Source organism: Pseudomonas sp. Pseusp10, from assembly GCF_059492225.1.
In genome coordinates this window covers 4,656,836-4,669,023 of sequence record NZ_CP168528.1, presented here as the reverse complement: position 1 = coordinate 4,669,023, position 12,188 = coordinate 4,656,836, and the positions used below count along the sequence as shown (strand labels likewise).

Here is a 12,188-nt window from a genome sequence, read left to right as displayed (position 1 = left end):
CAATGAGCAACGTTCCGTACAAACGCCTGAACAAAGACGATGCCGTGGTATTGCTGGTCGACCACCAGACCGGTCTGATCTCGCTGGTACAGGATTTCTCGCCCAACGAGTTCAAGAACAACGTGCTGGCGCTGGGCGACATCGCCAAGTTCTTCAAACTGCCGACTATCCTCACCACCAGTTTCGACAGTGGCCCGAACGGCCCGATCGTGCCTGAGCTCAAGGCGCAGTTTCCGGACGCGCCGTTCATTGCTCGCCCGGGCCAGATCAACGCCTGGGACAACGAAGACTTCGTCAAGGCGATCAAGGCCACCGGTCGCAAGCAACTGATCATCGCCGGTGTGGTGACCGACGTGTGTGTGGCGTTCCCGACCCTGTCGGCCATTGCCGAGGGCTTTGAGGTGTTTGTGGTGACCGACGCTTCCGGCACCTTCAACACCACTGTGCAACAAGCGGCCTGGGCACGCATGTCGGCCGCCGGTGCACAATTGCTGAACTGGTTCTCCGTGGCCTGCGAGCTGCAAGGCGACTGGCGCAACGACATGGAAGGCCTGGCCAACCTGCTGTCCGAGCGCCTGCCGAACTATCGCAACCTGATCAACAGCTACACGAAATTCACTGCGAAGTAAGACGTACACCTGTGGGAGCGAGCTTGCTCGCGATGGCGGCGTATCAGTCGACACATATGTTGACTGACAGAAAGCTATCGCGAGCAAGCTCGCTCCCACAGTGTTTTGTGTGAGCCGTGGATCAGCGACTCTGCAACCAACTCAAAAACCCTCCTCTCTTGACCACCACTGGCTTGGCCATCAACGCCATCCGGCTGTTCTGCTGGCGCACCGCTTGCAGCTTGTTCAACGCCCGGTCGACTTCCCGTCGTTGCGTCATGCAGTTACGGGTCAGGGATTTGTCGAGGCGGTAGATGATGCTTGAGGTCATGGCGGTGAACCGTGCCTGGGACGGCGTGTCAGCGAGGATGCTTTGTTCGCCCATGACTTCACTCGGCCCCATACGCCCGGCTTCGATCTGCGTGCTGCCGTCGGGGACAGTTGCGCTTACCACGCCGGTGGCGATAACGAACAGGCTGTCCGGTACCTCATCCAGATCCAGCACCACCTCACCGGCTGCGTATTGCTGCGCCACCATGTTCTGGGCCAGGCGATCCCGTTCCTCGGCGCTCAGGGAACGGAAGATTTTCACTTCATCGAGCAAGGCCCGTGCGCGGGTCGACGGCTCGATCACGCCATCGGGTTGCCGGGAAATGCCTGCCGCTTCGAGGTGCCGATGGGCCAGGTCGAACAGTTGATTACGCACTTCACCCTTTTTGCCCAGTTCGGCGATGAACCCGCTGGCCACGTATTCGGACATGGTTTCGCCGGCCTCCTTGAGCACGGCTTTCGGCGCCGGATCGAGCAGCAGACTGCTACTGCCCTGAAGGGTACGGTCCAGGGCATCGAGTACCCGACGCGGGCGAATGTGATTGGGCACCTGAATGCTGATCGACACGCCGTGCATATTGGTCGGGCGGCTGAGGTTGACGATCTTTGCCTTGGCCGCCACCGAGTTCGGCACCACAGCGGTGCTGCCGGCGCTGGTCAGCAGATGGGTGGCACGCCAATCGATGTCCAGCACCTTGCCTTCAATACCGTCGATGGAAACCCGGTCATCGACCTGGTACGGCTTGGTGGTGTTGAGCACGATGCCGGAGAACACGTCGCTCAAGGTGCTCTGCAATGCCAGACCCACCACGATGGCGACGACGCCGGAGGTCGCCAGCAAACCTTTCACTGGCAGTTCCAGCACGTAGCCGGCGCCAGCCACCACGGCAATCAGGAACACCAGTGCGCCGATGACATCCTGCAACAGCCGGCCGCTATGGCCGATGCGCCGCATCAGGGCCAGGCCGATCACTTCGGTCAGCACCCGCGCGGCGTACAGCCACCAGAGAATCCCCAGTGCCGTGGCCCCCAGTTGTGCCACGCGATCATCGGCAAACAACGGCGCCTGCAACGGACTGACGCCGGCGTTGATGATCACTGTGCTGAACAGCAGAAACAGCACCAGGCGCACACCGACCCGGCTCACCCGATGCTTGAATGGCGCGAAGTGCCAGAGCAGGGCGTCGATGGCCAGCAGCAGGGTGCTCAGGGAGAGCAGGTGACCGAGGAGAAAGGACATGGGAATGCTCCGGTAGAAATGAGGTCGCGCAGGTGGAGGGTGCTGTTGTGGGAGCGAGCTTGCTCGCGATAGCGGAGGATCAGTCAGCCTCAATGCTGAATGTGATGCCGCCATCGTCGGAACGCCGCCCGGAGCAAGCTCGCTCCCACAGAAAAGCCCTTCACCAGTGTGTGGTGAAGGGCATGGGCTCACTGCAAATGAGTCTTGAGCTCCAGCGCGGCCTGGCGCACCGCCGCCTTCACTTGCGGAATCTGGCTCAGCGGATTGAGCAGGCCGAAGTCGTGGATCATGCCGTTGTAGCGTACCGAGGTCACCGGCACGCCCGCCGCATCGAGGTGGCGGGCATAACCTTCGCCTTCGTCGCGCAGCACGTCGAACTCGGCGGTCTGCACCAATGCGGCCGGCAAGCCTTTGAGCTGTTCAGTGCTGGCGTTGAGCGGCGAGGCATGAATTTGCGCACGTTCGCTGGCGTCGGTGGTGTAGTTGTCCCAGAACCACTTCATCATGTTTTGCGTCAGGAAGTGGCCTTCGGCAAATTGCTGGTACGACGCGTTATCGAACTGTGCGTTGGTCACTGGCCACATCAGCAGTTGAAAACGCAGGGCCGGGGTTTTTTGTTCCTTGGCCATCAAGGCCACGACCGTCGCCATGTTGCCGCCGACGCTGTTGCCGGCCACGGCCAGGCGCTTGCCGTCGACGCCGATCTCCTGGCCGTGTTCGGCCACCCAGCGGGTAGCGGCATAGGCCTGGTTGATCGCGGTCGGGTAATGCGCTTGCGGCGAGGGCGTGTAGTCGACGTACACCGCGACCGCGCCGGAACCCACCACCAGGTCACGAATCAGACGCTGGTGAGTCGGGAAATCGCCCAGCACCCAACCGCCACCGTGGAAGAACATGAACACCGGCAACTCACCTTTGACCTTGGCCGGACGCACCACTTTGAGGTGATTGGTCTGCCCGTCGACCTTGATCGCTTTGTCGCTGACGTCGACGCCGGACAGATCAACCTTCACCGACGCCTGGGCACCGGTCAGCACCGCACGGGCATCTTTCGGGCTCAGTTGTTCAAGCGGTTTGCCACCGCCGGCGTCGAGGGCCTCGAGAAAGGCCTGAGTGTTGTGTTCGACACCCGGGCTGCCTGCGGCAAAAGCGTTGCCGACGGCGAGGGCGAGGAGGGACGCGGTCAGGGTTTTCTGAACGAGGTTCATGGGTAAATCCTTTTTAACCAATTGAATTGAGTGTCTTGGGGGGAGGTCGCTGCCGGCTCCGGGATTCAGGCTTCAGCGACACCGTGAGCACAGATTAATGGGGTGCCTGGAAGGAAAAAAGCGTCTATAAAGTGTTTGACTGTCAACCGGGAAGTGACAATGAACCCCTTCGAAGATATGCGTATTTTTTGCCAGGTCATGGACTCCGGCAGCTTCACCGCGGCCGCCGATCAACTGGGCCTGTCCAAGCAGTTTGTCAGCCGCCGCTTGATGCAACTCGAAGAGCGCCTGGGCGTGCGCTTGCTCAATCGCTCGACCCGACGGCTGGATGTCACGCCCCTGGGGCAGAGTTATTACGAGTCAGCCCTGCGCCTGCTCAGCGAAGTCGAACAAGTGGAGCAGGGCATCGCCGGCCAGACCACCGAGCCACGGGGGACCATTCGTGTGAGTGCGCCGCTGTCGTTCGCACTGGCGCATCTGGGCTGCCTGTTGCCGGTGTTTTTGCAGCGCTATCGCGACGTGACGGTGGAGATGGATTTGAGCGATCGTCCCGTGGATTTGCTCGGTGAGGGCTACGACCTGGCGCTGCGCATCGGCACTCTGGAAGACTCGACACTGATCGCCCGCCGCATTGCCTCCATTGAACGGGTGTACTGCGCCAGCCCCGCGTACCTGGCCGAACGCGGCATACCGCTCAAGCCTGACGATTTGCACGGTCACGACTGCCTGCCGTACGGCCATGGGCGACAGGTGCAATGGCGTTTTGCGGGGCAGGGCAAGCCATTGAGCGTCAATGTCAGCGGGCGGATGCGGGTCAACAACGGTGAATTGCTCAAGGACGCAGCGATCGCCGGCCTGGGGGTCACGTATTTGCCGACGTTCATTGTCGGTTCGGCGTTGAAGGATGGAAGGCTGGTGGAAGTGCTGGAGGATTTTCGCCCCGAACCGCTGACGCTGTCGGCGGTGTATCCGCAGCATCGTCAGAGTTCGCGGCCGGTACAGGCGCTGGTTGGGTTTTTGCGCGAGCGGCTGGATCGGTCTGAGGAAGGGGTGTAGAGCGGCTGGTTGTCTGACTCACATTGACCACAGTGGGAGCGAGCTTGCTCCGGGCGGCGTTCAGGCGATGACATTCGATCATTCAACATTTCTGTTGCCTGACACACCGCCATCGCGAGCAAGCTCGCTCCCACAGGGTTTGTGTTGTATGGATTTCAGCGGGAATCAGGTCCTTTTGTCATCACCGGGCTCGGCGTGGATACCACGGTCATCGCCGGGTTCGCCATTGGCATGAACGCCGCGGTCATCGCCGGGTTCGCCATTGGCATGGACGCCGCGGTCATCGCCGGGCTCGCCATTGGCATGGACGCCGCGGTCATCGCCGGGCTCGCCATTGGCATGAACGCCACGGTCGTCACCGGGTTCATCATGGGTGCCGCTGCGTCCTGAGGACGAGGCCGATCCGGAGTGGCCCGAACCGCTGTTGGCACTGCCATGGCCACTGTTGCTGCCATGGTCGCCGCTATGGCCGCTGCCGCCGCCACTGCCGCCGCCACCACCGCTACCACCGCCGCCGCCGCCACTGCCGCCGCCTCCACCACCGCTACCACCGCCGCCGCCACCACCACTTCCGCCACCACCACTTCCGCCACCACCACCACCACCGCCACTACCCCCTTCCTTGGCCTGAGCACTGGAAATTCCGGAGAGGCTGTCCGGAATCAATACAGTAGACGCCGACAGAACCGCGCCAATAGCTACTGCCAGTAAAAGCTTATTGATGAGCATGTCGTTCTCCGTCTTTTTATTCAGATTGGAACGTTGATAAACATTGCAATGTGCTGCTTTTTTTCCCGTGGGAACCTGATGAACAGTTCAACGCACCGATTTATTCGGCCGGTACGTTGAAAAAGAATTCAATTTACAGCCGGGCCCTCTTCCCAAGGGTCAGTGAATGCTCGAGGCCAGTTCGAAAATAGGGATGTACATCAGGATCACGATTACCCCGATCAACAGGCCGATGAAGGTCATGAGCAGAGGCTCGAACAGGCGCACGAACCATTCGATCCAGCGGCTGATTTCTTCGTCGTAGAAGTCGGCGCTGCGCTCCATCATCTGCCCGAGGTTGCCGGACTGTTCGCCGGCGCGCAGCAGGCGCAGGGATACGGGGGTCACCAGGTGATTGAGTTCCAGCGCGGCAGAGAGCGATTGCCCCTCGCGCACCCGCTCGCAGGCCTGGTCCAGGTGCGCGCGGGAGGCGACGGAGAGCAAGCCACGGACCATGCCCATGGCGGTAACCAGGGGAATGCCGCCTTGCAGCAGAATCCCCAGCGAACGGTAAAAGCGCGCCAGTTCATACATGAAGATGCGCTGATGCACCGCGGGGAGTTTTTCGATCAGGCGGTCCAGTCCCCGACGAAAGGCCGGTTGGCGCTGGAGAAGTGTGAGGGCAACGATGATGGCCAGCAAACCACCGAAGAATTCGCTCTGGTGGGCGTGAAGGAACATGCCGCTACTCATCAGGATCTGCGACAGCCAGGGCAGGTTCGACCCCAGCCCTTCGAACACCAGGCTGAAGCGCGGTACAACATAACCCATCAGAAACAACACCACGCCACCACCCACCACCAGCAACAGCATGGGGTAGATCGACGCGCTGATGATCTTCTGGCGAACCTCGTCCATACGCTGGCGATAGCTGACGTATCGGCCCAGGGCATCGCCGACGGCACCGGTCTTTTCACTGGACTGCACCAGCGCAATGTACAGCGGGGGGAAAACGGCCGACAGCTGGCTCAAGGCCTGGGAAAACGATTTGCCCTCGTAAAGCAAGCGCACCAGTTCGCTCAAGGTTTTGCGGGCTTGTGGCGCGGTCTCCTTTTCCGCCAGGCTTTCCAGCGCATCGATCAACGGCAGGCCGGCGTTGAGCAAGGTGGTCAGTTCCTGGCTGAACAACACCAGGTTGAACGTCTCGCGCTTGTGCAGACGCAACGCCCGCCAATGGCGCTCGGCGTGCAGGCTGACCACCCGCAGGCCCTGGTCTTCGGCGATGCGCCTGGCTTCGCTGTGCCCCGGTGCCTCGACGGTCATTGAAACGACACCGGCCTTGCCGACGGCTTTGAGATGAAAGCGCATGGTTGCCATTCCCGTCAGTTCCAGTTGGTGACTTCGGCGTTCTCGCCTTCGCCACCGGGCTGCCCGTCCTTGCCCATGGACAACAGGTCGTACTCGCTGTTTTCACCGGGATAGCGATAGGTGTAGTTGTGGCCCCAAGGGTCTTGCGGGAGTTTTTTCTGCAGGTATGGGCCGGTCCAGTGCGGTTCGTCGGCAGGGGCAGTGACCAGCGCCTGCAAGCCCTGTTCGGTCGACGGATAATGGCCGACCTCCAGGCGGTAAAGGTCCAGGGCCTTGCTCAAGCCTTCTATTTGCGCCTTGGCCACTTTCACTTCGGAACGACCGAGTTGGGCGAAATACTTCGGCGCCACGATACCGGCCAACAACCCCAGCACCACCAGCACCACCAGCAGTTCGAGCAGGGTGAACCCGCTTTGGGTTCGCCGGGCATGACACAGTCGCTGATTCATGATGACCTCCTACCGTCGGCAGCACAGTTGCTATGAAACTGCATGCAATTGCCATGCTCACGGTTGATGACCCTTCTGTACCCCTCGTGTTACGTGCCTTCTCACTTACGGCACAGTGCTTGCGTATGGCTGTTTCACGACTGGCCATTGGGGCAATTCCCCCAATTTTCGGGGCCGGGAAGGGGAGTTATAACCATGAAATCACTCACCACCGGGTTGCTGGGTCTTCTTCTGTTGACCGGCGCCGCACAGGCCGATGTGTTCGTTTCCTTGGACGCCAAAGGCAACTATGTCCTGTCCAATGTCCACCGCCCCGGACGCCACTATGAACGGGTGATCCATGAGCCCGATGCGACGGTCGTCAGCCTCGACCAACAACCGCAGATGATCGCCGCGCAACCCTATGCCGAGCTGGTGTCGGCGGCGGCCACGGCCAACGAACTGCCGGCAGCGCTGCTGCACGCGGTGATCAAGACCGAATCCAGATACAACGCCCGTGCTACCTCGCCCAAGGGCGCTCGCGGTCTGATGCAGCTGATGCCCGCCATCGCCCGCGAAATGGGGGTGACCAACGTCTACGACCCCAAGGCCAACATCCAGGGCGGCGCCCGCTATCTCAAACGCCTGATGACGATGTTCGACAACGATATCCGCCTCGCCGTGGCGGCCTATAACGCCGGCCCGCAAGCGGTGCTCAGCCGGGGCAACGTGGTCCCGCCGTTCGCCGAAACCCAGCGTTATGTGCCCAGTGTGCTGAACCAGTATCGGCGTTTGCAGGGGTTGTCCGCGGATGAGCCGCTGTGATCGAAACCCCGGGGCGGTTTTCCCCAATAGTGGGGAAAAGTAGCCCCGGCGAAAAAGTGGGGGGATTGGGTGGGGAATATCCCCCGGCTTATCAAGTCGTGAATATAACTAATTGATTTGTATCTTATTTTTTTGTGGCATGCGGATTGCTCCGCACGTTTTGTCGAGAAGTGTTTCCTGATAACCCGAAGCGAGGCCCGAGTCCATGATCGGCATATCCCACGCTTCGTCCTTGATCAATTTGCTGCGGGTAGCTGCCGGCGATTGCCTGACCTTCAAGCTGCAGAACCTGCTGGCCTCCCACAAGGGTCGGGCAAGGCAGGAACAGATCGGTAAAGAGGAATGATGTTATGGACAGGACCATCACAGTCGCTGGCAGCGCGGTGATTCTCGGGATGGCCTTGATCGGGTTCGGGGTATGGCGGACCGCGCCCCCGACTGCACTCGACGAAGTCACCTTGCCCGATACCTGGAGCGGCCGGACGCTGGAGCGTGACAGGGTTTCGGTGGCCCTTGATGTAAAGCCCCCGGCCAAAGACGGTGTACTGCGTGAGGCTGGCGTTGCCGACGTGCAATTTCGTGTGACGGACAAAGCCCCCGGTCAACCCTTGTCTGGTGTCGCGCCGGGTGTTCGGGTCATGCCCGGCGATACCCACTGAGAGGAAACTGACATGAACCGATTCGCGCATCGCGGCTTGCTGACGTTCTGCCTGTTGGCCTTCGGTATTGACCAGGCGCTGGCTCACTCGGCGGACGAGCACGACATGGCGGCCAAAAAGGCCAGCCCGGAAACCGTCCGGATCAAGTTTGCCGACGTGACCCTGCTGGACGAGAACGGCAAGGTCGTCAGCCTGGAAAAAGACCTGGTGAGCAACAAGATCGTGGTCATGGGCTTCATCTACACCAGCTGCACCACGGTCTGTCCGGTGATGTCCTCGATCATGGGCAAGGTGCAGAAACAGTTGGGGGCGCGGGTTGGCACTGAGGTGCAACTGGTGTCGATCAGCATCGACCCGCGGCGTGATGATCCCCAACGCCTGAACGATTACGCCCGCACCTTCCAGCAGGGGCCGGGCTGGAGCTGGCTGACCGGTTCGCCGCTGTCGGTCGATGCCACCCTCAAGGGCCTGGGCGCCTACAGCGGTGGCTTCGAGAACTACTCGCCGCTGATTCTGGTGGGGGACGGCAACAACCGTTTCTGGACCCGCTACTACGGTCTCACCGAACCGACGGAACTGGCCCGGGCCGTCGAGAGGCTCAGAGGTGAACGCAACGCCCACGCCAAGCACACCGCCATCGCCATGGAGCATCAGCCATGAGCGCCATCGACGGGGCTGCCCAGGGCGTCTGTTACTGCATTTTCAGTTCAATGGCATTTGCCCACGAAGGGCATGAGCTGGCCACGCCCGCTGCGCGACCGTCCACCGACACCTACGACGGGAAAACCTGGTTTACCGACACACAGATGCAGGACCAGAACGGCATCACCTTTATCTCCCTTACCAGTGATCCGCTGCGGGACACCCCGGCGGTACTCAAGGCTTACACCTTGAAACAGGGCATCGATGGGCCCCACTGGTTTTTTCTTACCGGCGACAAGGTGCAAGTGGACCTTGTATTGGGTCGCATCGGCCAGATCGTGCCGCCCCCCGAGCAGCACTCCCCCCGGTTGATCGTCGGTGACGTGGCGAACAGGCGCTGGAGCAAAATCAGTCCCGATGCCCCGGCCACCGCCATTGCCCAGCGTTTGCAGTTGCTGACAATGCCCGTGGCCAGTCGCTGAGCCACGGCCATGAATACTGTCCTCGTCCTTGGCCTGTTGCTCTTCGGCGGCATCGCGCTCACCGCCCAGGCGCTGCCGCTGAGTCTCAGCGAAAGTGCCGGCAAGCGGCTGTACCACGAAGGCGTGTCGGCCAGCGGCGAGCCGATCATGGTCCGGGTCGGCGCATCGGGCATGCTGTTGCCGGCCACCCGCCTGCCGTGCGCCAATTGTCATGGCGAAGACGGCCTCGGGCACCCGGAAGGCGGGGTGCGACCGCCGGACCTGAGCTGGTCGAGGCTGGCCAATAGCAATGGCCAGCAGCACATCAACGGCCGCAGTTATCCGGCCTACAGCGACAGCACCCTGGCGCGGGCGGTGCAGGAGGGGCGCGACCCCGGCAACAACCTGCTCGATCCGGCGATGCCACGGTTCGTGTTGTCGATGAACGATCAACGCAATCTCGCGGCGTACCTCAAGCGCCTGGCCGAAGACCGCGATCCGGGCCTGGCCCCCGACAGTCTGCACCTGGGCACATTGTTGCCGGGCTCCGGACCATTGAGCGAGGAGGGCGCCACGGTGGCGGCGGTACTCAATGGCTGCGTGGCGCTTATCAACGAGGCGGGCGGCATTCATGGCCGGCAGTTGCGCCTGACCATCCTCGACCCCGGCACCGATCGCGCCAGTGCCGAAAAGGCACTGGACCGGTTGATCGATGAAGAGCAGGTGTTTGCCCTGATCGCACCGCTGGCGCCGGCATTGGACGTGGACTTCGCCGTGCGTCTGGAACAGGCCGGCATTCCCCTGATCGGGCCGCTGTCCTTGCAGGGCAGGCCCCACGCCAGCCCGCAGATATTCGAACCGCTGCCGGGGCTTCGCGAGCAATTGATCGCCCTGGCCGACTACGCCGGTGCCAGCCTGCGGGTGCTGCAGGGACCGACACTGATCGCCTATCCGGACGAGTCCGGCCAACAGCTGGCTGCGCAGGAACTCAGCCAGTACTTGCAGGGGCACGCCTGGCAAAAGGTGCGTCTGCAAGCCTACGACCCGACCGGGGATGATTTGCCCCTGGGGTCGCGTTCGGTGTTTTACCTGGGCAGCAGCAGCGGCTTCAGTCGTCTGGCCGAGCGCTTGCAAACGGCAGGGCAGGTGCCTTACCTGTTCGCCGCCTCGAACCAGGTGGCAGGCAATTTGATGCAGGTGCCCAGCGGATTTTCCCGGCGGGTGTTCCTGGCCTATCCGTTCGTGCCCAGCGACTGGACCCTGGCCGGGCGCCAGGCCTTGACCCGGTTGCGCGAACACCAGGGCCTCGGCGGCCAGCACGCGGTGCTGCAAGTGGGCGCGTTCAGTTCGATGATGCTGCTCAGCGAAGGCATGAAGCAGGCCGGGCGCAATGCCAGTCGCGAGAAGCTGGTCAGTGCCCTGGAAGGCCTGCGTGACTTCGATACCGGGCTGACGCCGCTGATCAGCTTTGGTCCGGGCCGGCGCCTGGGCTTGAGCGGTGCCCATATCGTCACGGTGGATCTGCCGGGCCAGCGTTTCTATCTGGTCGCCCCCTATAAAAAACCCGTGGCCGCTACACCCTGACCGGAGGCCGATGATGAAACTCAACAGCTTGCTGGTCCTGCTGACGCTGTGGGTGCCCATGGCGTGGTGCAGCAATGGCCCGGCCGCGGCGCGGGTCAAAGGCGAGGAAGTTTCCCGGTTGCGCCCGGTACAGGCGCTTCCACTGTCGAAAACACGGGGCTACGCTTAACCGGAATGAGAGCGTCGGCGCCATTGCGCTCGCGCAATCGAATCGAGCGAGTTGACGATGAATATGGGGGGGCCCCAAAAGTGGGGAAAAAATGTCAATGCCAATCCGATCGCTTTCCCCGTTTTTGGGGGATAGGATTTCTGTACAAGAAGGCATTGTTTTTTTAATTCAAGGACATGAAGACATAAAATTACCGGCGCTCGGCCTGGCATGAAGTGTGCGTTAGTCCTCTCAGGGCGCGCACTCCGTCAGGTTCAAAAACCGGACCTGCGGTTACAAGGAGTCCACCTTGTTGAACAAAATACTGGTTGTTGATGACGAACAGTTGCTGGCGGAAAACCTCCAGGGTTACCTGCAGGCACAAGCACTGGAAGTCCGGATTGCCCACGACGGTGCGCAGGGAATCGCTGAAGCTGACGATTTCGCACCCGATGTGATGGTGTTCGATTACCGCTTGCCCGATATGGAAGGCTTTCAGGTGCTCGATGCCGTCCGCCGGAACAGGAAGTGTCATTTTGTGCTGATCACCGGGCACCCCACCGCGGAAGTTTGCGAGCGGGCCCGGCAACTGGGAGTCAGCCATATCCTGTTCAAACCGTTTCCATTGGTGGAGCTGGCCCGTGCAGTACTTGATCTTCTGGGCAGGCAGCGCGAACCCAAAACGGGTGTGAGCACTTGCGAGGGATTCGTCGAACGACGCCAAAGCAAGAACGAGAGTTTCCCGCTGCAGTTGTACGACGGTAGTTGGGTGCTTGCTGATCGCCGAAAAAGTTCATCGGCCTCCATGGCGCCAGACGACGAACAAATGCTCACCGGGGAGTAGTGGCGCGACAAGCCGTTCCGGCCCCCGCCGAAATTGCTCGCCGCGCCGACAGGGCTCTAAGCCCCGTGCGTTGGAGAGC

General features: G+C 61.4%; 15 protein-coding genes. 10 read left to right on the top strand and 5 right to left on the bottom strand.

Features of this window, described 5'->3' with window-relative positions; translation table 11 throughout:
- Positions 1–2: 2 nt before the first annotated feature.
- Positions 3–629, top strand: coding sequence for an isochorismate family cysteine hydrolase YcaC (gene ycaC, locus ACEN8Z_RS21090; protein WP_008004800.1), 627 nt, complete (start codon positions 3–5; stop codon positions 627–629).
- A gap of 121 nt (positions 630–750) precedes the next feature.
- Here the strand turns inward: ycaC and ACEN8Z_RS21085 are convergent, their stop codons facing one another.
- Both ACEN8Z_RS21085 and ACEN8Z_RS21080 read right to left on the bottom strand, forming a co-directional pair.
- Positions 751–2,178, bottom strand: a complete 1,428-nt coding sequence (locus ACEN8Z_RS21085; RefSeq protein WP_495595537.1) for a mechanosensitive ion channel domain-containing protein — start codon at positions 2,176–2,178, stop codon at positions 751–753.
- A gap of 188 nt (positions 2,179–2,366) precedes the next feature.
- The gene (locus tag ACEN8Z_RS21080) at positions 2,367–3,386 is read right to left on the bottom strand and encodes an alpha/beta hydrolase (protein WP_495595536.1); all 1,020 of its coding nucleotides are present in this window, start codon (positions 3,384–3,386) and stop codon (positions 2,367–2,369) included.
- A gap of 159 nt (positions 3,387–3,545) precedes the next feature.
- Here ACEN8Z_RS21080 and ACEN8Z_RS21075 point away from each other — a divergent pair, with 159 nt between their 5' ends.
- Positions 3,546–4,442, top strand: a complete 897-nt coding sequence (locus ACEN8Z_RS21075; RefSeq protein ID WP_495595535.1) for a LysR family transcriptional regulator — start codon at positions 3,546–3,548, stop codon at positions 4,440–4,442.
- A gap of 165 nt (positions 4,443–4,607) precedes the next feature.
- On the opposite strand, the gene ACEN8Z_RS21070 is transcribed toward ACEN8Z_RS21075, so the two are convergent.
- From ACEN8Z_RS21070 to gspG, 3 genes are all read right to left on the bottom strand, one after another.
- Positions 4,608–5,171 carry a hypothetical protein gene (locus ACEN8Z_RS21070; RefSeq protein WP_495595534.1) on the bottom strand — a complete coding sequence of 188 codons (564 nt, stop codon included), beginning with the start codon at positions 5,169–5,171 and terminating at the stop codon, positions 4,608–4,610.
- Positions 5,172–5,330: 159 nt separating this feature from the next.
- Positions 5,331–6,518, bottom strand: a complete 1,188-nt coding sequence (locus ACEN8Z_RS21065) for a type II secretion system F family protein (protein WP_495595533.1) — start codon at positions 6,516–6,518, stop codon at positions 5,331–5,333.
- A 14-nt stretch (positions 6,519–6,532) separates the two neighbouring features.
- Entirely contained in the window at positions 6,533–6,967 is a 435-nt protein-coding gene (gene gspG / locus ACEN8Z_RS21060; RefSeq protein ID WP_007993481.1) for a type II secretion system major pseudopilin GspG, read from the bottom strand.
- A gap of 195 nt (positions 6,968–7,162) precedes the next feature.
- On the opposite strand from gspG, the gene ACEN8Z_RS21055 reads away from it, so the two are divergent.
- From ACEN8Z_RS21055 to ACEN8Z_RS21020, 8 genes are all read left to right on the top strand, one after another.
- Positions 7,163–7,771 carry a lytic transglycosylase domain-containing protein gene (locus ACEN8Z_RS21055; protein WP_495595532.1) on the top strand — a complete coding sequence of 203 codons (609 nt, stop codon included), beginning with the start codon at positions 7,163–7,165 and terminating at the stop codon, positions 7,769–7,771.
- A 205-nt stretch (positions 7,772–7,976) separates the two neighbouring features.
- Complete coding sequence (locus tag ACEN8Z_RS21050; protein WP_007993478.1) at positions 7,977–8,117, top strand: hypothetical protein; 141 nt, start codon at positions 7,977–7,979, stop codon at positions 8,115–8,117.
- A gap of 4 nt (positions 8,118–8,121) precedes the next feature.
- Positions 8,122–8,430, top strand: coding sequence for a hypothetical protein (locus tag ACEN8Z_RS21045; RefSeq protein ID WP_495595531.1), 309 nt, complete (start codon positions 8,122–8,124; stop codon positions 8,428–8,430).
- Positions 8,431–8,442: 12 nt separating this feature from the next.
- Positions 8,443–9,090, top strand: coding sequence for an SCO family protein (locus ACEN8Z_RS21040; RefSeq protein ID WP_495595530.1), 648 nt, complete (start codon positions 8,443–8,445; stop codon positions 9,088–9,090).
- Positions 9,087–9,554, top strand: a complete 468-nt coding sequence (locus tag ACEN8Z_RS21035; protein WP_495595529.1) for an SCO family protein — start codon at positions 9,087–9,089, stop codon at positions 9,552–9,554. Before ACEN8Z_RS21040 ends, ACEN8Z_RS21035 begins: the two co-directional genes overlap by 4 nt.
- Before the next feature lie 9 nt (positions 9,555–9,563).
- Entirely contained in the window at positions 9,564–11,117 is a 1,554-nt protein-coding gene (locus tag ACEN8Z_RS21030) for a cytochrome c/ABC transporter substrate-binding protein (RefSeq protein ID WP_495595528.1), read from the top strand.
- A 10-nt stretch (positions 11,118–11,127) separates the two neighbouring features.
- Positions 11,128–11,286, top strand: coding sequence for a hypothetical protein (locus ACEN8Z_RS21025; protein ID WP_495595527.1), 159 nt, complete (start codon positions 11,128–11,130; stop codon positions 11,284–11,286).
- Positions 11,287–11,575: 289 nt separating this feature from the next.
- Positions 11,576–12,109 (top strand): response regulator, encoded by a 534-nt coding sequence (locus ACEN8Z_RS21020; protein ID WP_007993470.1) that lies wholly within the window; start codon positions 11,576–11,578, stop codon positions 12,107–12,109.
- Positions 12,110–12,188: the final 79 nt, after the last annotated feature.